Origin of the sequence: Alicyclobacillus acidocaldarius subsp. acidocaldarius DSM 446 (assembly GCF_000024285.1) — a bacterium.
GTDB classification, from domain to species: Bacteria; Bacillota; Bacilli; order Alicyclobacillales; family Alicyclobacillaceae; genus Alicyclobacillus; species Alicyclobacillus acidocaldarius.
The window spans coordinates 1100177-1123242 of record NC_013205.1; the positions used below are offsets into that span (position 1 = coordinate 1100177).

At 61.6% G+C, this 23066-nt stretch carries 26 protein-coding genes, 2 tRNA genes and 1 riboswitch; of the genes, 15 read left to right on the forward strand and 13 right to left on the reverse strand.

The window, feature by feature from the left end; all coding sequences use genetic code 11:
- Positions 1-12: 12 nt before the first annotated feature.
- Together ftsW and AACI_RS05145 are read right to left on the reverse strand one after the other, a co-directional pair.
- Positions 13-1410: a putative lipid II flippase FtsW gene (gene ftsW / locus AACI_RS05140; protein WP_245530715.1), complete on the reverse strand. Its 1398-nt coding sequence runs from the start codon at positions 1408-1410 to the stop codon at positions 13-15.
- Positions 1411-1433: 23 nt separating this feature from the next.
- The gene (locus tag AACI_RS05145) at positions 1434-1808 is read right to left on the reverse strand and encodes a hypothetical protein (RefSeq protein WP_012810414.1); all 375 of its coding nucleotides are present in this window, start codon (positions 1806-1808) and stop codon (positions 1434-1436) included.
- 67 nt (positions 1809-1875) lie between these two features.
- On the opposite strand from AACI_RS05145, the gene AACI_RS05150 reads away from it, so the two are divergent.
- From AACI_RS05150 to AACI_RS05160, 3 genes are read left to right on the forward strand one after another with little or no spacing between them, the layout of a single operon-like run.
- Positions 1876-2715, forward strand: coding sequence for a glycerophosphodiester phosphodiesterase (locus tag AACI_RS05150; protein WP_012810415.1), 840 nt, complete (start codon positions 1876-1878; stop codon positions 2713-2715).
- Positions 2716-2758: 43 nt separating this feature from the next.
- Positions 2759-3967 carry an FtsW/RodA/SpoVE family cell cycle protein gene (locus tag AACI_RS05155; RefSeq protein WP_012810416.1) on the forward strand — a complete coding sequence of 403 codons (1209 nt, stop codon included), beginning with the start codon at positions 2759-2761 and terminating at the stop codon, positions 3965-3967.
- Positions 3964-5139 carry a pyridoxal phosphate-dependent aminotransferase gene (locus AACI_RS05160; RefSeq protein ID WP_012810417.1) on the forward strand — a complete coding sequence of 392 codons (1176 nt, stop codon included), beginning with the start codon at positions 3964-3966 and terminating at the stop codon, positions 5137-5139. The genes AACI_RS05155 and AACI_RS05160 overlap by 4 nt, the downstream gene beginning before the upstream one ends.
- Here AACI_RS05160 and AACI_RS05165 read toward each other — a convergent pair.
- Both AACI_RS05165 and AACI_RS05170 read right to left on the reverse strand, forming a co-directional pair.
- The gene (locus AACI_RS05165; protein ID WP_012810418.1) at positions 5136-6026 is read right to left on the reverse strand and encodes a hypothetical protein; all 891 of its coding nucleotides are present in this window, start codon (positions 6024-6026) and stop codon (positions 5136-5138) included. The two genes, AACI_RS05160 and AACI_RS05165, sit on opposite strands and share 4 nt — an antisense overlap.
- A 48-nt stretch (positions 6027-6074) precedes the next feature.
- On the reverse strand, positions 6075-6713 hold the full coding sequence (locus AACI_RS05170; protein ID WP_012810419.1) for a SpoIID/LytB domain-containing protein: 639 nt from the start codon (positions 6711-6713) through the stop codon (positions 6075-6077).
- 183 nt (positions 6714-6896) lie between these two features.
- Between AACI_RS05170 and AACI_RS05175 the strand changes: the two genes are divergently transcribed.
- The 5 genes from AACI_RS05175 (at position 6897) to AACI_RS05195 (ending at position 11095) form a co-directional block, all read left to right on the forward strand.
- Positions 6897-7367 carry a YwhD family protein gene (locus tag AACI_RS05175; RefSeq protein ID WP_012810420.1) on the forward strand — a complete coding sequence of 157 codons (471 nt, stop codon included), beginning with the start codon at positions 6897-6899 and terminating at the stop codon, positions 7365-7367.
- A gap of 46 nt (positions 7368-7413) precedes the next feature.
- A complete protein-coding gene (locus AACI_RS05180) occupies positions 7414-8868 on the forward strand; it encodes an aminotransferase class I/II-fold pyridoxal phosphate-dependent enzyme (protein WP_008340586.1) in 1455 nt (484 codons plus the stop codon).
- A 30-nt stretch (positions 8869-8898) separates the two neighbouring features.
- Positions 8899-9369: a thioredoxin-dependent thiol peroxidase gene (gene bcp, locus AACI_RS05185; protein WP_012810421.1), complete on the forward strand. Its 471-nt coding sequence runs from the start codon at positions 8899-8901 to the stop codon at positions 9367-9369.
- Positions 9370-9420: 51 nt separating this feature from the next.
- Positions 9421-9774: a HesB/IscA family protein gene (locus AACI_RS05190; RefSeq protein WP_012810422.1), complete on the forward strand. Its 354-nt coding sequence runs from the start codon at positions 9421-9423 to the stop codon at positions 9772-9774.
- 73 nt (positions 9775-9847) lie between these two features.
- Entirely contained in the window at positions 9848-11095 is a 1248-nt protein-coding gene (locus AACI_RS05195) for an HD domain-containing protein (RefSeq protein WP_012810423.1), read from the forward strand.
- On the opposite strand, the gene AACI_RS05200 is transcribed toward AACI_RS05195, so the two are convergent.
- Positions 11080-11679, reverse strand: coding sequence for a DedA family protein (locus tag AACI_RS05200; protein ID WP_245530716.1), 600 nt, complete (start codon positions 11677-11679; stop codon positions 11080-11082). The genes AACI_RS05195 and AACI_RS05200 overlap by 16 nt on opposite strands.
- Before the next feature lie 122 nt (positions 11680-11801).
- Positions 11802-12122: a YunC family protein gene (locus AACI_RS05205; protein ID WP_012810425.1), complete on the reverse strand. Its 321-nt coding sequence runs from the start codon at positions 12120-12122 to the stop codon at positions 11802-11804.
- A gap of 131 nt (positions 12123-12253) precedes the next feature.
- On the opposite strand from AACI_RS05205, the gene AACI_RS05210 reads away from it, so the two are divergent.
- The 4 genes from AACI_RS05210 (at position 12254) to AACI_RS05225 (ending at position 14798) form a co-directional block, all read left to right on the forward strand.
- Entirely contained in the window at positions 12254-13336 is a 1083-nt protein-coding gene (locus AACI_RS05210) for a M42 family metallopeptidase (RefSeq protein WP_012810426.1), read from the forward strand.
- Between the two features lie 65 nt (positions 13337-13401).
- Entirely contained in the window at positions 13402-13884 is a 483-nt protein-coding gene (locus AACI_RS05215) for a divergent PAP2 family protein (protein WP_012810427.1), read from the forward strand.
- A gap of 1 nt (position 13885) precedes the next feature.
- Positions 13886-14362 (forward strand): NUDIX domain-containing protein, encoded by a 477-nt coding sequence (locus AACI_RS05220; protein WP_012810428.1) that lies wholly within the window; start codon positions 13886-13888, stop codon positions 14360-14362.
- Positions 14363-14366: 4 nt separating this feature from the next.
- Positions 14367-14798, forward strand: a complete 432-nt coding sequence (locus AACI_RS05225; protein ID WP_012810429.1) for a DUF86 domain-containing protein — start codon at positions 14367-14369, stop codon at positions 14796-14798.
- Here AACI_RS05225 and AACI_RS05230 read toward each other — a convergent pair.
- The 5 genes from AACI_RS05230 to AACI_RS05250 form a co-directional block, all read right to left on the reverse strand.
- The gene (locus AACI_RS05230; RefSeq protein WP_245530717.1) at positions 14795-15301 is read right to left on the reverse strand and encodes a 3D domain-containing protein; all 507 of its coding nucleotides are present in this window, start codon (positions 15299-15301) and stop codon (positions 14795-14797) included. The two genes, AACI_RS05225 and AACI_RS05230, sit on opposite strands and share 4 nt — an antisense overlap.
- A gap of 132 nt (positions 15302-15433) precedes the next feature.
- Positions 15434-15976 carry a C40 family peptidase gene (locus AACI_RS05235; protein ID WP_012810431.1) on the reverse strand — a complete coding sequence of 181 codons (543 nt, stop codon included), beginning with the start codon at positions 15974-15976 and terminating at the stop codon, positions 15434-15436.
- Positions 15976-16120: riboswitch (cyclic di-AMP (ydaO/yuaA leader) on the reverse strand. Its footprint overlaps the gene before it by 1 nt.
- Before the next feature lie 274 nt (positions 16121-16394).
- Positions 16395-17225 (reverse strand): hypothetical protein, encoded by an 831-nt coding sequence (locus tag AACI_RS05240; protein WP_012810432.1) that lies wholly within the window; start codon positions 17223-17225, stop codon positions 16395-16397.
- A gap of 93 nt (positions 17226-17318) precedes the next feature.
- A complete protein-coding gene (locus AACI_RS05245) occupies positions 17319-17765 on the reverse strand; it encodes a YfmQ family protein (RefSeq protein WP_012810433.1) in 447 nt (148 codons plus the stop codon).
- Between the two features lie 274 nt (positions 17766-18039).
- On the reverse strand, positions 18040-19272 hold the full coding sequence (locus AACI_RS05250) for a DDE-type integrase/transposase/recombinase (RefSeq protein WP_012810434.1): 1233 nt from the start codon (positions 19270-19272) through the stop codon (positions 18040-18042).
- A 136-nt stretch (positions 19273-19408) separates the two neighbouring features.
- On the opposite strand from AACI_RS05250, the gene AACI_RS05255 reads away from it, so the two are divergent.
- From AACI_RS05255 to AACI_RS05265, 3 genes are all read left to right on the forward strand, one after another.
- Positions 19409-19483: transfer RNA gene (locus AACI_RS05255), tRNA-Gly, on the forward strand.
- 38 nt (positions 19484-19521) lie between these two features.
- A tRNA-Ser gene (locus tag AACI_RS05260) sits at positions 19522-19611 on the forward strand.
- Positions 19612-19815: 204 nt separating this feature from the next.
- Positions 19816-20421, forward strand: coding sequence for a general stress protein (locus tag AACI_RS05265; protein WP_012810435.1), 606 nt, complete (start codon positions 19816-19818; stop codon positions 20419-20421).
- Positions 20422-20530: 109 nt separating this feature from the next.
- On the opposite strand, the gene AACI_RS05270 is transcribed toward AACI_RS05265, so the two are convergent.
- Positions 20531-21427 carry an alpha/beta hydrolase gene (locus AACI_RS05270; protein ID WP_012810436.1) on the reverse strand — a complete coding sequence of 299 codons (897 nt, stop codon included), beginning with the start codon at positions 21425-21427 and terminating at the stop codon, positions 20531-20533.
- 96 nt (positions 21428-21523) lie between these two features.
- Complete coding sequence (locus AACI_RS05275) at positions 21524-22810, reverse strand: glycosyltransferase family 39 protein (protein WP_012810437.1); 1287 nt, start codon at positions 22808-22810, stop codon at positions 21524-21526.
- Between the last annotated feature and the right edge of the window lie 256 nt (positions 22811-23066).

Consider the following 23066-nt stretch of genomic DNA (forward strand, 5'->3'; position numbering starts at 1 on the left):
TTTTCTTACCCCCTAGCGCTTGTGGCGGCGAAATGGTCCGCCCGGTTTTCGCGATCGTTCGTCGCGCCGTTTGGTGGCCGCCGCTTCGCGGCTCGCTCGCCATGTGAGCGAGATGGGGCGGTCCGCCTGCTTCAGAGAGGTCCCGCGGCCGCTCGCGTCGGATTTGCGGAACGGGCTCGTCCGAAAGTTCGACAGGCGCGCCACCGGCGCACGTCCGGACGATCTCCTGAATTGCCCCGCGGCGTCCTGCCGGGTCGCGCGGATCTCGTCGACCGAGATGATGTCGGCGAGGGTGTCCTCCTCCGGCAGTTCCAGTTCGGTCTCGCGCGAAACGCTGAGCAAGATCCCCATGGCGGCCAGATTCATGACGAGGTCCGTGCCGCCGTAGCTGATGAACGGGAGCGGAATCCCGGTGACCGGCAACAGCCACGTCACGGCGCCGAGGTTGATGAGCGTCTGCACAATGATCGAGGCCGTGAGGCCGATCGCGAGGAGCGATCCGAACCGATCGCGCGCGTACCTTGCGATATGGAAGCCCCGCCAAATGACGACGGCGAAGATCGCCAAGAGTCCAAGGTCTCCAAGCCATCCCCACTCTTCGGTGAACACCGCGAAGATGAAGTCGGTGTACGCCTCCGGCAGGTAGCCTGTGGCGGAGATGCTGGAGGCAAAGCCGCGCCCCGTGAGCCCCCCGTTGGCGATGGCCGTGAGGCCCTGAATGAGTTGATAACCCGACGACTTCGGATGTTGAAAAGGGTGAAAGAACGCGACCAGGCGGCTGGAGCGGTATTCCGCCATGCGCGCGCCCAGGAAACCCACCACCACGGCCGTACCGAAGGTGATCCCGAGCGGTTTGCCCGGGACGCCTGCTGCGAACAGGATGACCATGGCGGTGAGGAAAATACAGAGCGCCGTGCCCATGTCGGGCTCGATGAACACGAGCACGATGGTCACGGCCACCATCACCATGGCCGGTCTGAACGTCCGCCGCAGATCGCGCAGGATGGGAAGTTTTCTCGTCAGCAAATACGACAGGTAAATGACGAGGGCCATGAGCGCGATTTCGGACGGCTGGATGTGGACGCTCGTCGTGCCAATCCACCGCGTGGCGCCCAAACTGCGGTGGCCGATGCCTGGCACCATCACAATCACAAGCAGGCCAAGGGCCGCAAGCATCATCTTGGGTGCGTGTTGGTACCAGAAGTGATAAGGGATGAACGTGCACAAGCCCAGGGCGGCAAGACCCAGGATGGCCGCCGCGAGCTGCCGAATGGCGAAGTGATCCGGGGAAAGGCCTTGGTGAATGTCGTACACCATGCTCGCGGAGTACACCGTCACCACGCCAATGCCCGTCAACATGAGGACCGCGATGAAAAGCACGTAATCCGGTTGATGCCGCTCGGTCCGCACGTCCACACCCCGCTTTGCGCTGTCTAGGCTAAGTCCTCATTCGACAGCTTACGGCCATTCCCTCCTGGAAGGCAAGCGGTGCATGACCACCAGTGAATCCCGATGGCGGTGATCCCAAGAATGGCGGCGAGCGGAATGGCGAGGTGCCACGGGCTTTGAGGTCCTCCGGGCGGCCCGTACGGGTTTTGCGGGGGGCCGGGAGGCATGCCGTTGGGGCCGGGACCGAACAGGCCGCGCGGATGGTCGAGTGACGGAATTGGCGCGTCCGCGCGCACGGCGTTTTGCAGAATGAGGTGATGCCGCGTCACGTGAACCACCATACCTTGAAAGGATCCAAAGTGGGTGTGACAGTGGACGTGGCGGCCCAAGTATTCGCGGACCTCGCGAAGCGTAAGCATAGGTGAGCGCCTCCTTTCTTGATTACGTTACGGGGCATCCGTCCGCTTTGGCTGGGCGGTTGCACCGATGGCGAGAGCCGTTGAAGAATTCGTTGAAGGGCGGATGCAAATGGATGGGACACGGCGCCCACGAGTTCGGATCTTCGCGCACAGGGGAGCGAGCCGCGAGGCGCCTGAGAACACGCTGCCAGCGTTCCAAATCGCGCTGCGCCAAGGGGCAGACGTGATCGAGACGGATGTCCACTGGACGAAGGACCGAGAACTGGTCATCTGTCACGATCCACGCATTGACGCGGTTTCGGATGGAACGGGCGCCATCGCGGACATGACGTACGAGGAACTCTTGCGTTACGACTTTGGATATCGATTCACGCGCGACGGAGGGAGAACGTATCCGTACAGGGGATGCGGGATTCGCATGGCGACGCTGCGCGAGGCGCTGCGCGCGTTTCCGGGCGCCCATTTCAACGTGGATTTGAAACCGAAGTGTCCTCACGTCGGTCTATTTCTGCGGATGCTCGAGGAAGAAGATTCGCTTGAGCGCGTGACACTGGCTTCCTTTCACCATCGGACGCTCGTGGAGGCCCGGGCGCGCTGTCCTCGGCTCAAAACGAGCGCTTCGCCCTTCGAGGTGGCGCGCTTGGCGGCCATGGCGCGCGCTGGATGGGAGCGCGGGGGACGCGCGAGGATGCCATTTCAGGCCGTTCAGGTGCCTCTTCGCCAATACGGCGTTCGGGTGGTCACGCCGCGTTTCATCGAGTTCGCTCACCGACTTGGATTGGAGGTCGACGTGTGGACGGTGGACGACCCGAATGTGATTCGAGGTCTCATCCGACAGGGCGTCGACGGCATTGTCACAAATTCGCCGCAGATCTTGCAAAAGCTCCTGCTGGAACTGGAACAATAAACGTGACATCATGGGGTTGTTTGCACTGGGAGGAGGGTGGCGCGTGGAGTCGGTTCGGCGCGAATGGAAGTACTTCGACATCACGGTGGTCGTGGTCCTCGCTCTGCTCGCTGTGTACGCTTGTCTCGCGATTCACGCGGCGACCGCGGGCAACCACAGCGCCAACATCCCGTCCCACGTGATGAGCAAACAGATCGCGTATGAAGTGCTGGGATTTATCGCGCTGTTTGCCGGCGCGTTGATGGATTATCGGTGGCTTCGGAAGGCGCACTGGTGGCTCTGGGGCATCTCCTGCGCGCTGTTGGTGGCCGTGTTTGGGTTTCCGGCCACCATGGGCGCGCACTCGTGGATCTCGTTTCACTCGTTCTCCTTCCAGCCGTCGGAGCTCGCGAAGGTCGCCATCGTCGTGTGGTTGGCCAAGTACATGGCGGATGTCGAGGAGGCGGAGGTCCCGGACTATCGACTGCGCAAGCAGTGGATCTTTCTGCCCATCGTCCTCGTGCCGTTTGCGCTCACCTTCAAAGAGCCGGCGCTTGGACAGGCTCTCGTGATGATCGCCATCTTCCTGACGATGTACAGCGTCTTCGCTCGCCGCGGGCCGTACGCGGTGCTGATGCTCTTTGTGCTCGGCGTGATCGCGCTCGGCGTCCTGGCGACGACGGTGTTCACGAAGCAGACGCTCGCCTTCGTGGACGTGCTCATGAAACATCATATCTTGAAGGGGTACCAGGCGTACCGCATCCTCACCTGGGTCGATCCGAACTTCAGTCAGGACAAGTACGGCTACAATATTCACATGGCGCAGACGGCCATCGGCAGCGGTGAATTGTTTGGCGAAGGGTACGGCAAGGGGGTGCTCACGTCGGGCGGTTGGGTGCCCAACCAGTGGACGGACTATATCTTTTCCGCCATCGGCGAGGAGTTCGGCTTTGTCGGATCAGCCATCCTCGTGCTTCTGTTCCTGATCCTGTGCCACCGGCTCATCCGCATCGCCCAGACGACCACCGATCCGTTTGGCATGTACATCGCGGTCGGGATCGTCGGGATGTTCGCGTTTCAGGTCTTTGAGAACATCGGCGCGGATATGTACATGAGCCCGTCCACGGGCATCACGCTGCCGTTCATCAGCTACGGGGGCACGTCGCTCTTGGTCAACTATTTCGCCGTGGGCATTGTGTTGAGCGTCGGGCTGAGGCGCAGGCGCGCGCGCCTGCAGGCCCAATTCGAGACGAGTAAGGGGCGATTGGCGTGACATTTCGTCTAGCGGACCGGATCGTGCGGTTGCCGGAGCAGTTTTTTTCCGGTTTGACGAGGCGTGTGGCGGCGTTTCAGCAGGCAGGTCATGACGTCATCAACCTCGGGCAGGGAAACCCGGATTTGCCCACCCCGTCGCATATCGTGGAGGCACTCCGGGAGGCGGTGCTGGATCCCGCGACGCACCGGTATCCGCCGTTTCGCGGATTGCCGGAGTTGAAGGAGGCGGCCGCGGAGTTCTATCGGCGCACCTACGGCGTGACGCTCGATCCCGAGCGGGAAATCGCCATTCTTGTGGGCGGCAAGACCGGCCTCGTCGAAATCGCGGAGCTGTACCTCGAACCGGGCGACGTGGCGCTCGTGCCGGACCCGGGTTACCCCGACTACCTAAGCGGCATCGCGCTCGCCGGCGCGGAACCCTACGCGCTTCCCATCACCGCAAAGAACGGCTACATACCCGATCTCGAGGCGGTGCCCGAAGCGGTGTGGGAACGCGCGAAGGTGTGGTACATCAATTATCCGAACAATCCTACCGGCGCCGGCACCACGGCCGCATTCTTCGAACGGGCCATTGAGAAGGCGCGCGATCACGGCGTGCTCATTGTGCACGACTTCGCGTACGGCGCGATTGGCTACGACGATCACCGTCCACCTTCCTTCCTGCAGACCGAGGGCGCGAAGGAAGTCGGGATCGAGATCTACACGCTCAGCAAGACCTTCAACATGGCCGGTTGGCGCGTGGCGTTCGCGGCGGGCCATCCTGAGGTCATCGAGCATATCAACCGGATTCAAGATCACTACTACGTGTCCATCTTTGCCGCCGTCCAGCGGGCGTCCGTCGCCGCGCTGCGCGGGCCGGCCGACGACATCGAAGCTCTGCGTCAGACCTACCAGCGCCGGCGCGACGCATTTCTCGGCGCGCTCCGGTCCGCCGGCATCGATGCGCCATCGCCCCAAGGATCGTTCTTCTGCTGGATTCCGCTTCCTTCTGGCGTGTCGTCCGTGGCCTTTGCGGACGCGCTCCTCGAGCAGGCACACGTCGCGGTCGCCCCGGGAAGAGGGTTTGGCGAGCACGGAGAGGGGCATGTCCGGGTGGGCCTGCTCGCGCCAGAAGACCGCCTCGTGGAGGCGGCCGAGCGGATGGCGCGGTTCTGGACGCGGCGGTTTTAGGGGCGCTCCGGCCCCTCGCCGGGCTGGGTGTGGCTTCGGAACTTGTCCGCGAGCTGAATCAGCCACAGGTGATGGTACGGCTCCTGATACAGAACCGGTTCAATCCGGCGATCCGCCGGCCCGAGCTTGTACATCCAGATGGTCGTCTGCTGGCGAATCCCTTCGTGCACGCGAATGCCGAGGTGGATGGAATCTCGGTATCCATCTTTGTAGGCAATGGCGCCCAATTGCCCGTGGAGTTCGGCCACCATGGGCCGATACTTCGGGTTACGGATGACCGGCGCGTCGAACCACCGCGTGTAACCCTGAGCGTCCGTCTTGAACCGCTGCTCGGTCTCAATCAGGACGACTTCCGCACCTTCGATGGGCTCCTTCGTTCGGCCGTCGATGACCCGGATCCGAAGTTTCGCCGTTTTCCGCGTGTAGCCCCAGGATTCTGGGCCCGCGGGCTGGTCGTTGCCTTGTGCCGCCGGTGACGGCGGCGGAACGGGCTTCGGAGTCGCGGGTGCCGCCCCGCTCGAGGCATTCGGCTTCGCTTGACCTGGGTTTGAGCCGCTCGATGGATTCGAGGCTTTTGGCTTGCCCCCGCCCGGGTTCGGCTGCGCCGGCACCTTGGATGGCCCAGGCTTCTGGCCCCCGGCGTCTCGCGCGCGAGGCTTTTGGGCGGGCGTTTCGCTCGCCCGAGGTTTCGCTTGCTGGGCTGCTTCAGTGCGCTGTTCCACAGGCTCGATCCCGGCTGGCGCCATCGCCGCGATGGCGCCGTGCAACGCCCGCGCATGCGCGTGCCGAAGGGCGCCGATCTGCGGCTGCGTCGGGATGGCCATCGCAATCGCGCTGGCAAGGAGCGATGCGACGATCACGCTTCGCTTGGACGGATATCGTTTCATGGCATATCCCTCGTTTCTCAAACGATGGTGGGCTGTGCCTTGGCGCGATCACGGCAGGCGCATGAGAGCCCGGTTCTGGTAGTAAAACTGCAGGATCTGCAGATAGTTCTGGCCCCGCCTCGCCCAGTATTCGGAGCCCCATTGGGCCATCTTCTGCGCGTTGCGGTACTGCCAATTCGGATCGTTTTCGTAGCCAGCCGAATAGTTGAGTTCGACGATCTCGCCGTTCGGTTTGGTGTACGCGAGTTTCTGAATGGCCTGAAACGCTGCGTTCGTGGTGGGCTGGCTCGACATTTCCTGAAAGTGCTGGAAGTTCGTCGTGTTGTCGACGTCAAACGTGAAGCCGTCGATGGTGACCGGGTGCAGATGGTGGTACCAAGCGAACATCTTGACCGCCATCGCGCCTGCCTTCAGCGCCTCTGGGTGCCAGCTCGGGAACCACTCGTTAGGCAAAACGTCTTCACAGTAGGTCGTGAACGGAACGGCTTCCACGTACATGATCCGCCCGCGGGGATCCGGTTCTCCACTTGGGTTGTTTTCTCGAATGGCGACGCGGATCACGGGCGGAAGACTGGTGTTGTAAATGGTCTGGGCTGCCTGGACTCGGGGCGCCGGAAGAATGGGCGCGAGAGCCGCGAAGGCGCCGCTTGCGCATAGTAGGCCGACTGTCCGTTGTACTCTCGTCATGACCTGTCCCCTCGCGAGATGTGGTCGTTTGTCTTACTTTTCCCCGCCCTCCGCCGAACATGCGCCTGTGGCACATGTGACACATGTGACACATCCAGGTGGAGCGGGTACAATGAGTCTCTAGAATTGCGAGCAACGTTGGCGGAGAACAGGGTCGAAGCCATTCCACGAGGAGGATGTCGGATGCAGAAACTGGGTCTCACTGGCCAGTCGAAGCAACCGCACGCGTCGGACGATCAAATGAAGGGAATTTCGGCCGTCTTGATGGACGGGGATGAGATCTTTATCGATAACAACGCCATCCATGCCAAAAGCCGCGTCGAGTTGGGGGTGCGGTTTGTCGGTTCGCTCGAGGAGGTGCCCAATCCAAGGCGCATCGTCGGGCTGTGGATCAGCTTGAAGCGATTCGAGAACGGCATGGGATTCAACGGCGTTCAGGCGTTCGAAATGTGGATTGACAGCGAGGCGCAGCTTGGGTACAAGAAACTCGCGGACCACGTGAACGCCATGGATAAGGCCGTGAAGGGCAAGGCGGACCTGAGCCTCCTGAGCCCTGAACAAATCGAAAAGTTCGCCGCCTTCTTGCGCGGACTTCGCCCGGATTTGTGGGAAAACGCGTCCCCAGCGTTCCGAGAGGCTTTCTCCGCCGCGTGAAGCGGCCGGGCCGCGGTCCCATCTACGGCAAGGAGGGATGTCTCCGTTGAATCAGAATGAGACCCCGTTGTTCGATGCACTGTTGCGACACGTGGCGCGCAACCCGCGCCAGTTTCACATTCCAGGGCACAAGAAGGGCCGCGGCATGGACAGCCGCTTTCGCGCGTTCGTCGGGGACAATGCGCTTGCGCTTGATCTCATCAACATCGCGCCGCTCGACGACCTCCACCATCCGACGGGGGCCATCAAGCACGCGCAGGAACTCGCAGCGGAGGCGTTCGGGGCCGATTACACGTTTTTTTCTGTCCAAGGGACGTCCACGGCCATCATGACGATGGTCATGGCGACCGTGGGCCCCGGGGACAAGATCCTCGTTCCGCGCAATGTGCATAAGTCCGTGCTGACGGCCCTCATCCTGGCGGACGCCAAGCCGGTCTTTCTTCACCCGGAGGTCGACCGCGAGTTCGGCATCTCGCACGGACTTTCTGTTGAAACCGTGTCGCGCGCGCTCGAGGAGCACCCCGACGCGCGCGCCCTTGTCGTGATCAACCCGACCTATTTCGGCATTGCGGCCGACCTCGAGCGCATTGTTGAGGTGGCGCACAGCGTCGGCGTGCCCGTGCTCGTGGACGAGGCGCACGGCGTGCACATCGGTTTTCATCCCGATCTGCCGTTGTCCGCCATGCAGGCGGGCGCTGACATGGCGGCCACCAGCGTGCACAAGCTCGGCGGATCCATGACCGGTTCGAGTGTCTTGAACGTGCGCGAAGGGATGATCGACCCTCGGCACGTTCAGGTGGTGTTGAGCATGTTGACGACCACGTCGACCTCGTATCTCTTGCTCGCTTCACTCGACGTGGCGCGCAAGGAGTTGGCCATTCACGGGCGCGAGCGGCTGGATTACGCCATTTCCCTCGCCAACAAGGCGCGGCGGGCGATTCAGGCCATTCCTGGACTGCGGTGCCTCGACGAGCGCCAGCTCGTCTCCAGTGCCACCTACGCGCTCGATCCGACCAAGTTGACCATCTCCGTGCGCGATCTCGGCCTCACTGGATACGACGTGGAGCGCATCCTGCGCGAAGAGTACAACATCGAGGTCGAGCTGAGCGATCTGTACAACATCTTGTGTATCATCTCGTGGGGCGACACGGAGGAGGATATCGAGGCGCTCATCCAGGCACTCGAGGCCATCGCGGATCGCTACGGCCAGGGCGCGGTGCGCGAGCACCAGCCCGTCACGCTGCCCTCGATGCCCGAGCTGCGGATGACGCCGCGTTCCGCGTTCTACGCGCCGACGGAGGTCGTGCCGCTGCAGCAAGCCGTGGGGCGGACCATGGCGGAGATGGTCATGGTGTATCCGCCCGGCATTCCCATCCTCTTGCCTGGCGAAGTGATCACGCAGGATAATATCGACTATATCGAAGCCAATCTGCGGGCCGGACTGCCCGTGCAGGGCCCTGACGACCCCGAGATCCGGATGATCAAAGTCGTCCGCGAGTGATCCGTCCGGCCGCGCGTAGGAGGAGTTTGTATGGCTCTGGAAGTCGGCGTGAAGGCGCCTGAGTTCTCGGCGGAGTCCGACTCGGGCGAGATCGTCAAGCTGTCGGATCTGCGCGGGAAGGTCGTGGTCCTCTACTTCTATCCGAAGGACGACACGCCCGGCTGCACGCAGGAGGCCTGCGCGTTCCGCGACCTCAAGTCGCGGTTCGAAGAGGCGGGTGCGGTCATCTACGGGGTGTCGCGGGACGATATCCGCTCGCACGCCAAGTTCCGGGACAAGCACGGCCTGAACTTTCCGCTTCTCTCGGATCCGGACGGACAGATCTGCCAGGCGTACGACGTGCTGAAGGAGAAGAACATGTACGGCCGCAAGACCATCGGCATCGAGCGCACGACGTACGTGATCGATCGCGACGGCGCCATCGCGGCCGTGTTTCCGAAAGTCAAGGTCGACGGGCATGCGGAGGAGGTTCTCGCGAAGGTCCGGGAAGTCGCGGGCTGAAACGGGGAACCACAAGGCGTATAATAGAAGCTGGAAAGGGAGGCGATGACAATGATCACGCTGACCGAGCAAGCTGCAGAGCGCGTTCGCACGCTCCTCGAGTCACAGTCGTCGGGGGAGGATGCGCTCCGCATCTACACCAAGCCGGGCGGCTGCACGGGATTCACGTACGGCCTCGCGCTCGACAACGAAAAGCCGGGCGACGTGGTGACGGTGCAGCACGGCGTCAAGCTCGTGGTCGACCCAGAGAGCCTGGAGCTCATCGACGGCTCCGAGATCGACTACGTCGACGATCTCACGGGACAAGGCTTCAAGATCAACAACCCGAACGCCACGCAGATGTGCGGCTGCGGTTCGAGTTTCCGGACCGCGACACGCGCGGGGCAGCCGGGATCGTGCAATTGAGCCGGAACGGGCTGACCGAATGTGCGCTTCGGTCGGCCCGTTGCCGCGTAGGCCGACGTTTGGGGGGCGCCACGTGTTCGAAAAAGTCCTAAAAGATCCGGTTCACGACGAGATCCTGTTTGACGATCCGCTCCTGTGGGCGCTGGTGAACGTGCCCGCGTTCCAACGCCTGCGGCGCATCCGCCAGCTTGGGACCTCGTTTCTGACGTTCCACGGCGCGGAGCACTCCCGATTCGCCCATTCCCTGGGCGCCTATGAGACGATGCGCCGGGTGCTGTACCATCTGCAGCGCGAATGCGGCTGGCCGACCGATCCGCGCGAAATCCGGTTGGCGCTGGCCGCGGCGCTTCTGCACGACATCGGACACGGCCCATTCTCTCACACGTTCGAATCCGTGCTCGGCGTGCAGCACGAGGAGTGGACGCATCGGATCATTCTGGAGGATCCCGCCCTGCGGTCCGTGCTCGACGCTGTGGACGACGAATTCGCGCTCGATCTCGTCCGCGTCCTCCGCCGCGAAAGCCGGTATCCCGCCGTGGAGTCGCTCATCTCGAGCCAGCTCGACGTGGATCGAATGGATTACATGCTGCGGGACGCCGAAGCCACCGGCGTGTCATACGGTTTGTTCGAACTCGCCAGGCTCATCCGCTCGCTGACGTATTGGGACGGGCGCATCTACGTCAAACGTCAAAATCTACATACTGTAGAACAGTACCTGTTGGCGAGGTACTTCATGTACGTCCAGGTCTATCTGCACCCGGTCACGGTGGGAAGCGACGTCCTCGTCGAAAATATCCTCGTTCGAGCGAAGGACCTCATTGCGCAGGGAGAGCGGATCGCCATGCCGGAGCCTCTCAGGCGCGTGCTTCAGGATGACATGGAGGACGTGTCGTGGTACATCCGGCTGGATGAGTCGGTCTTGCTGTACGCCTTTCACACGTTTGCGGAAAACCCGGATCCCATTCTCCGCGATCTCGCCGAGCGCTTCCTCCACCGGCGTCTGTTCGCGCCCGTGGTGCGCCAGGGATCGACGCCAGTCGATGATCTCGCCCTGTTGCGCACCACGGCCAAGGCGATGGGATTTCACCCGGACTACTATGTCTCGCTGCGCGCGTGTAAGATCCCGGGGTATGACGTCATTGGTCAGGGACTGCTCCTGCGCGACGCGAACGGCCGCGTGGAGGACCTGAGCCAGGCTTCGAAGCTCATTCGCACGCTGGTGCCGAGCCGGGAGGAGCGGCTGTTTCTGCCGAAAGAGATGCTGGATCCCGCCCATCCGCTTTCCGCGCGCGTGCGCTCCATCGCCTATTCGGCGTTCTGACCCGCGCGCCGGCGCAACCAGAACCAGAGCAGGGCGGCCACGAGGATCGCGGCGCCGAGGTACGTGAAGGGTTTGACGTGATCGGCCAGGAGCTGCCATTGTTTGTTCAGCTGGTAACCGCCGTACACGAGCGCGAGGTTCCACACGAACGACCCGAGCAGGCTGAAGAGGACAAATTGCGCGACGGACATCCGCGCGAAGCCCGCGGGCAGGGATACGAACGTGCGCACGGCGGGCACCATGCGCCCAAAGAAGACCGTCGCTTCGCCGAATCGATGGAACCAGCGTTCTGCGCGTTCCAGGTGGCGGGGCGTGAGACCCACGTATCGGCCGTAGCGAAGCACGAAGGCGCGGCCGGCGTAGTTGCCGATGGCGTACGCGACGAGGCTTCCCACGACATTGGCCACCGTGGCCACCGCGACGGCGGGCCAAAAGCCAAGAAGGTGCCGATAGGCGAGGAAGCCGGCGAGCGGCATCACGACCTCGGAGGGAATGGGAATGCAGCAGCTCTCGAGGGCCATCAACAGGAAGATGCCGAGAAGACCGTGATGAATCACAAGCGTGGTCAGATGCGACACGTTCATCCTCCGTTCCTTGAGCGTTGAGGGGACAGGCCTGTCTCCCATGGTACCTGGTTTGCGTCACAACTCAAGGACGAAGTGGGGGGAAGTCGAGTTCAGATAGGCTTGTCCGCCCGCAGAACGGATTATCCGTTCTGCGCGGCACGTCCGAGCGTCGCCAGCGCCTCGCGCATGGGCATGCCGGAATGAATACCGAGCTCCTCAGCGGCCTGGGTCTGGCTCTCCACAGGCGCCGCGAGCAACTCCTCCAGCGTGCGCACACCTGTTGCGCGCATGGCGACGACGTTGCGACTTCTCAGCTTCGTTCGCAAGAGCTGCACGTCCAGCGCACCGCACATCGCGTACCCAACGGAATTCGCGATAGCGAGGAGCGTCGTCTTCGGCAGTTCGACCTGCACCGCAGTGAAGGGATATCCTTCAATCCACATAGGCTCCACGCGCACCATCCGCATCTCTCCTCCTCGAGTCCTCTGCATCGTATGAGCCGAAAGTGCCAAGGGTGCGCGCCCCTTGTCCAATCGCGGTTGTGATATCATGAGTGACGGTGTGACATTCGGCGCAGAAGGGAGAACCATCGATGCATCCACATGTCGAAGTCTTGCGCGATCTCTGCGACGCCCATGGAATCTCGGGCTACGAATCCGGCGTCCGCAAGCTGTTCGAAGAGCGCCTCAGGCCGCTTTCCGAGGAACTGTTGCGCGATCGCACCGGCGGTGTGGTCGGACGCAAGACGGGCGATCCGAATGGACCCAAGGTGCTCATCGCTGGCCACCTCGATGAAATCGGCTTCATGGTCACGCACATCACCTCCGAGGGGTTCCTGAAGTTCCAGCCCATCGGCGGGTGGTGGTCGCAGGTCGTGCTGGCGCAGCGCGTCATCGTGCAAACGCGCAAGGGACCGCTGCTCGGGGTGACGGGTTCGAAACCTCCCCACATTTTGCCGGCGGACGAGCGAAAGAAGGTGGTCGAGCTCAAGGACGTGTTCGTGGACATCGGGGCCACGAGCAAGGAGCACGCAGAGGAAATGGGCGTGCGCCCGGGCGACGCCATCGTCCCGTACTCCCCGTTCACGCAGCTCGGCAATCCGAAGATGTACGTGTCGAAGGCGCTCGACAACCGGCTCGGCTGCGCCACCGCGCTCTGCGTGTTGAAGGAACTGCAAGGGCAGGCCCATCCGAACATCGTGTTTGCAGGCGCCACGGCCCAGGAGGAGGTCGGCCTGCGCGGCGCGAAAACGCTCGTCCATCTGGTCGATCCGGACATCGCGATCTCGATCGACGTCGGCGTGGCCGGCGACACGCCCGGGATTGAGAGCGGGGAGCGCCAGCACCTCGGCGACGCGGGCAAGGGGCCGCTGCTCATGATTTACGATCACTCCATGATCCCGAACAACCGCTTCCGCGATTTCGTGCTGGACATCGCCGCGACGGAAAACATCCCCGTCCAACTCAGCAGCCTGGCCGGCGGAGGTACGGACGCGGGATCGTTCCACCTGCACGGCATCGGCGTGCCGAGCGTCAACATCGGCTTCGCGACGCGCTACATCCACAGCCACAACGGTGTCGTGCACGAGGACGACTATCTCCAGGCGATTCGGCTTGTCACCGCCATGGTGAAGGCGCTGGACAAGGATATGGTCACCGAAATTCAGGCGTGGTAAAGTGAAGAGTGGACATTCCGCGGGGCGCCGACCATCGGCGCCTCGCTTCTCGAGGAGGCCCCTGAATGCCCGATCTTCTGCATTTTCTGCAGGGGTTATGGGGAAATACCGCGCTGATGGCCGCCATCTGCGCCATCGTGGTGACCCAGATCCTGAAGGTTCCCATCCATTTCGTGACGACGCGCGCCTGGGATTGGAGCCGCGTCTTTGGGGCGGGGGGCATGCCGAGCTCCCACTCGGCGGGCGTGGTGGCCCTTGCCAGCGCCCTCTGGTTTGTTGTCGGCCCGACGTCCCCCATTTTCGCCGTCGCGGTGGTCTTCGCCGCGATTGTGATGTACGATGCCGGAGGCATTCGGCGTCACGCGGGCGAGCACGCCGTCCTGCTGAATCGGATCGCGATGGAGTTTTCGCAGCGATCGGAGTCAGCCGTCGCGGGACAGCCCGAGGGAGAACGCCTGAAGGAGATCCTTGGGCACGAACCGGCCGAGATCGTCGTGGGCGGCCTGATTGGCCTCGTCATCGGAATTGCGTTCGGCAGGTGGTGGTGACGTGGAGGGCGAGCGGTTTGCGCCAGCCAAGAATTTGACCTTCGATCTCGCCCTGCGCGATCCGGCGCCGCATTCGGTGCTCGTCTTTGCGAGGCTGTTCGACGGCTGCGTGTGGGTGCGTCATCACGCGCGAGGTTGGGAACTTCCCGGGGGCAAGGTGGAACCTGGCGAGACGCCGGACGCCGCAGCGCGGCGCGAAGCGTTTGAAGAGGCGGGCGCCCTGCTCGAGAACCTCGGCTGGCTCGCACAGTACACCATTGTCCTGCGCGACGGCCGCGAGGCAAGCAAATGGGTGTATCTGGCCGATGTGCACGACGTGAAGGCTCGGCCTCCGACGTCGGAGACGACGGCTGTTCGACTCGTGCCTTGGGCTCAGGGCATGAATGCCTTTCCCGAAGCCGATCGAAGCCCCATTGTGCAAGACGAGGTGTTTGCAAGGCTCTTCACGGAAGTGGCTTTGCGCGCTCAAGTGAGGTGAGACGGTGTTTTTGACCAAAGGTCATAAGCGGCAAATCGAGGCGTGGCTTGAGGCGCTCGGCGTTCGGGCCGCATGGTTGGGGGAATTGGCCGAGCGAGAGGACGCGTGGGAACTCGATCTCACGTGGCGGCTCGCCGCCGAGCGCGCGCTGTGGACGAGCGTCGAATACGTCACGGACATCGCATCGCTCATCATCGACGCACTCGTGATGCGCGATCCCGGCGGCTACGCCGATATCGTCAAAGTCCTCGTCGAGGAAGAGGTCCTCGACGCGCGGTGGTTCGACGTCTTCACCGGCGTGATCGACTTCCGATCTCGCCTGCTTCGCGATCACGCCCGCATCACGCCGACGGACGTGCGCGAGGCCGTCTCGCGTTACGCGGATCTGTTCGCTCCTTTCATGGACCAGATTCGCGAGTTTTTGCGCAACAACTAGACGTCGTCGAGATCGTCCGGGATGTACACGGTCACCCGGCAGTTGCGCTTCACCCCAAACTGCAAGGCATGTTTCCGCGACGGCATGAGCACGTCGATGTGATGGCCTCGAATCGCACCTCCCGTGTCTTCCGCGATTCGCCAGCCCACGCCCTCGATGTAGAGCAGGCTGCCGTAAGGGATCACCGCCGGATCGACGGCAACCGTCCGCCCGATCACGGCGGGCCGCCCGGTGCTCGTCACGCCAAAGCCCGGATCGCCAGGGTCCTTCCCTGTGGAGAATCGATCCAGGTTGTAAGCCGTGACGACAAACGTGTCGGTCAGCTTGCGGCACCGGCGAATGTCGTAGCTGCGCCCGAACACCGTGATGGCCTCCGGTTCCGACCGCCACGACGCCGGCTCCGCGTGCGCGGCCGCGCGCTCCTGCTTCGCCACCGGCGTTCCGCGCGCCGGCGCGGCGCTCGAGCACCAACAAGCGGCTGCACAGATCAGTGTGAGGCACATACCTATGCATCGGGATCGGTTCATGGTTGTAAGATGTGCATGGAAGGGCAAATTATGCAATGCCGGAGGGGTTCCGTAGAATGGATTCGCCCGGCCGAGGCAGTGGAGCCACGCAGCCGGGCGAAGTGTGCTTCAGGTGTACATTTGTCGAACGGCGGACAGGTGCCGATACCAGTACGATCCCGGCCGCACGCTGAGGAAGCCCACGCGGCCGAGCCCGCCGCCACATTGAATCATCTCTCCGTTGCCCGCATAAATCCCGACGTGACCGCCGTGGTCGAAGATCAGCAGGTCGCCAGGCTTCAGGTCGCTGAATGGGACGCGCCAACCGACCTCTTGGTACTGAAGGCGGGAAGAGGTCGTGAAGCGATATCCAAGGGCGTGGTGATACACGTACTCGACGAAGTTCGAGCAGTCGAATCCGTACTGCCCGCGGTCTTCGTTGTGGCCCCAGATGTAGGGCGTGCCGATTTTGCTCTCGGCCACCTCCAGGACCGCCTGCGTTTTCTGCTGGTACGACGCGTTTTCCGAAGCGAGAGGTTGAATGGACGGATCGAGACGAACCCCGGGCGGCAGCGCAGTTTGCGCGAGGGCGGTGCAGCCGCCCAAGGTCAGCGTCGCAAGGGTGGCGGCAGTCGCGGCAATCGCTCCAAGAGACGTTCGTTTCGGCAGCATGCTTCTCCTCCTGTAGCCTCCGAGGTTAGTTGACGGGTTCGGGTGGAAGAGTCCCCCTATGCGCCGATGGCGCAATTCACCCCTGGGCATGAAGCCCGCTTGTCCCCCGTACCTGCGCTTTGCAGGATTCGGCGTGATCTTGGTGTGAGTGGTGCACTGAAAGCGTAGCAGGAAGCGCAAGCTCATTCATTACGAGAATCATGGATCGCGCGGAGGGTCAATGGCTCAAAAGGAAGGGCCGTGGGTGAAGTCGTTTCATAGATGGCGCTCCTTGTGGAAAATCAAAGGGTGATCTTGGGTTTCTGAAACTTGACGGAGCTCTGTGGAACGTCAGAGACCCACCGATGCTACGGGGACGCCATCCGGCGGTCACAGCAAAGGCCCCGACCTGGTATCGGGGCCCTGCAGGAACCGCGCCTCACGTGTTGGAAGCCGTGTTGATAGCGGTTGTCGACGACGTCGGCTGCGCGCCTGGCAGATGGGCGCCTGAAGGATGAGGAAGCGTGCCGTTGACCCAGTCGGTGATCCACGTGTCGATCCGCCCCGACATCGCCTGTGCCTCGCTCGCGCTGATCTTTCCATCGGAAACGGCTTGTTGGATGTCGGCTTGCGCCGCATTCTCGAGGTCGGAGATGAGCGTCGACGTGGAGACGCCCTGAACCGCAGCGATTTCGGCGAGCGTTTGTCCCTTACGCAAGTCCGCGATGAGCGACGAGGTCGACAGGTGCAAGTCCTGAGCGGCGGTCGCAATCAGGTCGCGGCGCCATGCGCCCATTCCGCGCGGACGCACCTTGTCCCATCCAGCCGGCCACTTTCCATTCACCCACGCTTGAATGGCGCGATCGACCCGGGATTCGAGGTGCGACGCCTGTTCACTCGTGAGCGCGCCGCTCGCCACATCTGCCTGAAGGTCCGATGCGGCTTTGTTTTCGAGATTTGCGACAAGCGTCGATGTGGAGACGCCTGCCTGTGACGCGAGTTGCGCAATGGTCTTGCCATCTTGCAAGTCTTGGTGAAGGACTGCAGGTGTCAGGTTCAGTTCCTGCGCCAGTTCGGTCAACAGATCCTGCCTCAGCGTGCGGAGAACTTGCCAATCCGCGCGCATCGACGAGTTGGTGTTGTCATTCGCAGCGCGAACAGCCTTCGTGCCATGGTCCGCTGCGGCAAACACCACACCCCCGCCCACGGCGAAGGTCGACAACAGAGCGGCTGATCCAAGAAGGGCCTTTCGGTGCGTGAACCTTGCCATCCTTGCCACCTCCGTACCGAAACTGGAATGGACGCGGTACGGTTCGAACGTAACATGCGATGCTTGAAATCCTCTTGAAGCGCGGCAAGCGGCTCAGCTCACCCACCAGGGATCCCGAACGCAGGATTGGAGCACCAGCTCCAACTGTTGGGATGATACGCGATAGGGAACATTCTTTTTCCGTTTGTGCCGGACCATTTGGACCATGCCGTCTCCGTAGAGGTACGCGGTGAACTCATACATCCGCTTGCCCTCTTTGACGCGGATGAAAATCGGATTATAGTTAAGTTCGGGTATCATGCCCCGCTCAAACAGGAAATCCGCCTGGTTAAACGCGTGAAGAAATCGGTCGCGATCGCGCCCGCGAAGTTCCGTTCCGTACACATTGACCGATGTCACGCGCGAGACATCAAACGTCGGATGGATGGACAGCGACGAAACGAGTCGGTTGACCCATATGCTGGGCGGTGTCAGCGCAAAGGCCAAAATGGGGAACACGACGGCGGCAGCGTACACAACCCACTGCGGAATGGCTGGCAACCCGGATCTCCCCTTGTTGATGAACTCGCCTTGACGATATTATAGCGCTCGGGGCGCGGCCATTTGTATCAAAATTTCCGGGGTCGGCGCTCGCCTTTGTGACGTTTTGTGGAGATGTCGAGCGGCTCGAGGAGCGTGTCAACTCACGAAAAAATCTTACCGAACGGATAGGTGATCACTCACCAAAAAATCTAACTTTCGATCCTCCCTCTGATGTAGGAGTGGGAGGGGTGAATGGCCGAAGGCCAGAGGGGAGGAGCGAAGCGGCTTCCCCTCATCGAGCCTGTGGAGTTGTGGTCAACCCGCAGGGTTGTCCATCAAATCCACAGGCCGTAGTGCTGGGTGGAGTCGGAGGGTCCGGAGTAATCGACTCGCCGCTTGAGCCCTGCGCAACGAGGGTTTCCAGCTGACGATGCATTTGCAGCGGATTGAGCGAAAGAATCCAGCGCTCCCAGGCCGCGTGGGAAGATGCTGGTAAAATCCTGGCGTTCAGCATGCGTTGCACGGGTGTTTCCGCTTGATCGTATCGCTTGCGCACGCGCCCTTCTTCGCGCGTTTTCTGGATGAGTTTTCGCATGGGCAAGCAGGCGTTCGCATAGACGTCGAGCCATTGGTACACGGTGTTCAGCCACGTCACATCCTGAGGCGTGTCGTATCGACTGTAGCCCACGACCTCGCGCACCAGGAAGCGGTTTTTCTGCTCGACATGCGGATTGTCGTTCTTCTGGTAAGGGCGGCTACGGGTGTACTGAAGACCTCGCTCACGGACGAACGCCTGAAGGTGTCCATTGATGAACTCGGAGCCGTTGTCCGAATGAATGGCCCAGACAGGGTATGGCCACTCCTCGACGATGCGACGGAGCGCGTCGAGAACGCCGGGTTGACCACGACCGAGTACAGCTCGGCGCCGACTGTATCCCGTGACCACATCCACGACAGAAAGCGTGTAGGCAAAGTGCCCCAAGGCGGAGCCACCGTCATGTTGAACCAGGTCAATTTCCAACGCGCCGGGCCGTTCTTCGTTCCAAGCGTAGGATTGCACAGGGATTTCACTCCGCAACCTGGAAGCCAGTCGACGGCCTGTGGGTACGCGCCGCGCGCTTGGGCGTTGCCATCGTGAGATGCGCCGAGCGAGTGTGGCACGACTGATGTTTTGCAAGTCATGCTCGATTTCGGCCGTAAGACGAAGTTCGCCATGGTGAGCGAGTTGTTGCGCTGTCGAGAGGAGCACGGGGTGGAGCCGTTCAGCGCAGGGGTAATCAAGAGCTTCCCAGACGAGTTGAATGACGGGCATGGCTGCTTGGTAGCGCTGTGGCCGCGGTTTGCGTGGTTTGGCACAGCGCGGCGGCTTCGGATGCATCACGGCAATGGCATGTTTCCGGGCATAGCCGAGCGCGGACTGAATCTCATCGAGAATCCGCGATTTTTCGCGTCTAGATTTCGCCTCTGCGTATCGGGCGCGCATGACCCCAAGATATTCGCGGCGAGAACCAAGAGACATTTCCATGCACGCACCCTTCGGTAAGAATTCGAAGTGAGTGAGCCACCTTCCTTTCGGTTAGATTTTAGCTGAGTGATCGCGAGGAGTTGACAGGCGTCTCAACGTCGATGTAAAGTATAGCTGCGTTTGGACGCAGACATATGCGGAAGTAGCTCAGGGGTAGAGCATCGCCTTGCCAAGGCGAGGGTCGCGGGTTCGAATCCCGTCTTCCGCTCCAGGTGGAGGGGAGGTCTGACCTCTCCTTCGTTGTCATGTGGAGAGGTGGGCGAGTGGTTGAAGTCAGCGGTCTTGAAAACCGCCGTGTCCGCAAGGGCACCGTGGGTTCGAATCCCACCCTCTCCGCCAAAAAGAGATGAACGGGCGAGACCGTCCAGGTCTCGCCCGTTCATCTCTTTTTGAAATTCACGGTTCTCTTCTGCCCTCTTTCTGCCCATCGCTCTTTGCGAGGTTCGGAGGAGCACTGTGGAGGTCGGCCAGATTTGCTCATGCGTTTGGGCCCTGATACACTGGGGCTGTCCGAGTCTGCGCGGGCGATTGAGGAGTGTGCAAATGGAACATACAGAAAATCAAGAGATATCGACGCAAGGATTGCACGATCGCCATACCGACCATGTCGCTGCGACGTACAAGTCGTATGCCGACGCGGAAAAGGCGGTCGAAATGTTGCTGGAAAGGCAGATCCCGGCGCAGCACATCTCACTTGTCGGGAAGAATTTCTCGATCGAAGATCGTCCGCTTGGCTTCACCACCATCCGCGGCGTGGCGAAGGAGGGCAGCAAATTCGGCGCGCTGTGGGGCGGCATGCTCGGCTTGCTCCTGGGATTCACCGTGTTTTTCGCGCCGGTGACGGGGCCGTTGCTCCTTTTTGGACCCATCGCGTACGCGTTAACCTCGGCGGTGGAGGGGGCCTTGTTTGGCGGGCTGGCAGGATTGCTCGTCGGCTGGGGACTGAAACACGAAAAAGCGGTCCAATTCGAGCGTTCCATCAAAGAGGGCGAGTACCTGGTGATGGTCAGCGGCCCGTCTGACCTCGTGACCAAGGCTTACTACGCGCTTCAACAAACGAACTGCACGCAAATTGAAATATTTGACAACAGCAGTGTTCCCGAAGACGGGCGTTCGGCTACGTCAACGCAAACACCAACGGAAACCTGATCCTGTTTCATGCGAATGCGCCGCGCAGATTCGGACACGATTGGCGCCAAGTCGCGGCGTGCCGGGCCCGGCGCTGCTCCAGGGCGGCTGCACGGGCCCGGCCATCGCCTTAATCCGGAATCTTCTCCTTCATGAAATCTCCGATTTCTTTCAGCGCCTCGTCCGCCTCCGGTATTGGGAAGCTGTGAAACACGTGCCACATGTCCTCCCAGACATGCAATCGTGCATCGACACCGGCCTGCCGGAGCTTTTCGTGCAGTCTCACGGAGTCGTCGAGCAGGCACTCGTCGTGGCCCACGTGAATGAGGATCGGTGGCAATCCGGCGAGATCGGCGTAGAGAGGCGACACGAGCGGATGCGTCAGCTGTTCCGCGCTGCAGTACAAAAGCGGCGCCTTGCGGATCCCTTCTGGATCAAGCCAGGGGTCGTGTGCGGCTCGCGATTCCATGGACGGACCCGTACCTGCCAAATCCGTCCAAGGCGAGAGGAGTGCGGCGCACGCTGGGAGTGGTTTGCCCGCGTCGCGCAGCGAGATGAGCGTGGCCATCGTCAGGCCGCCTCCGGCGGAGTCTCCGGCGATAGCGATTCGGTCTGGTGCGATGCCTTGTGCGAGAAGGGACTCGTACGCTTTCACGGCGTCCTCGACTGTGGCTGGAAACTTGTGCTCGGGGGCAAGTCGGTACTCGATGAGGGCGACGCGCGATCCCGACGCTTGAGCGAGCCGCCATGCGAGGCTTCGGTGGGATTCACAGCTCCCCATGTAGTACGCTCCGCCGTGCAGATACAGGATGACGCGCGCTGTGGGCTCATCGGCCATCGCAATCCATTCGCCGGGCACGCCGCCGAAGGAGGTTCGCTCCACCTTCACGTTTTCGGGCTTGGGAATGGTTCGGCCCATTTGATCCAGGCCAGCTCGCTGCACTTCCAGGCTTTGTTCTGCCAGGTTCTGCGATGCGCGCATTTGCTGCAACATCGATCGAACGGAAAGAGCCTGTAGGCTAGGCATCGGAATGCCTCCTTTGTAAGCGGTATCACTTTGATAGCTAGAATATCACATTGCTCAAACGTTGACGATCCCGCCCGCGGATGGAGGCATCAAGCGTCAACCGTGCGGGCGGATCGCATGCTTGTACCGATTCCATAACCAGAGACAGGCCGGACCTGCAAAGACGGAGAACAGAGGCATGAGAGGGTAGCGGAACCGGTCCCACGCGGGGAAGAAGAAAAAGAAGCACGTGTAGTATACGACGAAGGTCAGAAGAAGCGCGGCCCACCGGCGAGCATCTCGCCGGCTTATCCACGTATACGCGATGCCGAGCAAGCTCAGGACCATGAGGACCCAATACGCCACCGTCGTGCACGTGTCGATGGCATGAAGAAACGGATGGAATCGGACCGACACGCGGAAGGTGTACCAATTCGCGTTGACGTCGTTCTTGTACAAGTCAAAGATCTTGATCCATCCGTTCAAAAAGGTCTTCCAAGGGTGGTGCAGGATATATTGTTCAGCGAGATGTTCCCCAAGCTCGTTTTTCGCGACTTCGTTGGTCACTTGCACCAAAGGGTTGACGTACGGGTCGTACGACCACCAGTAGCCGCCGTTGACGTGCACACCCTGCCATAAGTTCGTGCCCCCATTCGTGGACACGAGGACGAAGTGGCCCATGGCGATACGATTTCGAAGGGTGACGGGCAGAATCGCGAGCAGCATGAACACGGTCACCCAGAGGACCCGAACGAGCGCTCGCGCCGCCCGCGACCCCATCCTGATAAAAGGTGATGTGCCACTGGGTTTGGCAATCCACCACTCGTACATGAACAAAAACGCGGGAAACGCCAACGGGATGGGCCGGACATCGCAAGCGAGCCCCATCATCGCGCCCGCGAAGGCCAGCCATCGAAATCTGGGTGGATCGCTGGCGCCGCGCACATAAAGGACAAAGAACAGCACGAGGAGGAGCGTGAACAATTCTTCGGAACCCAAGACGCTGTTCCATACGATTTGGCTTGGGAGCAAGGTATAGGCCATCGCTGCGCACGCGGCGGATCGCCAATCGTGGAATAGCACGCGGGTCAACACGTAAATCAGACACACGATGCCAGTCGACAGGAGAACGTTCACCGCGAGGCCAACCATCACGGACGGTCCTGTCACACGGTAGATCAAGGACAGAAAAAGCGGCCAGCCAATGGGCCAATAGGCTGTCGGATGCCCCATCCAGTTGTAGCCCTCGTTGTGGGCCAGTTCAACCGCGCGCGCATAGTACCAAGCGAAATCCGCCTGTTGCGCGGGGTGCATGAAAGAAATCCACGCGAACCTCAGCACGAGGTTGACGGCGATGAGAATGGCTATGGCACGTCGATCCCGACGCAAACTCGCACTGCCCATGATGTGCGCTTGCTCCTTTCCACGCTGTCCCCAATCCTAGCGCAAACCGAGCAAAGTTTCGAGCGAAGAACGGAATTCGTGTGTCGTTGGCGGCAAGCGAGCGACAAGCTGAGGTCAAAAAAGCGAAATGTCGCGAGACACGCGATGAAAAATACCTAGGCTCGTATTCAGTAAAATTGGAATTGCATGGCGAATTGACGGTGGTGAGATGTCGTGCAAGCGCTATCGTCGCCGAATCGCCGTGTTGAGACAGGGC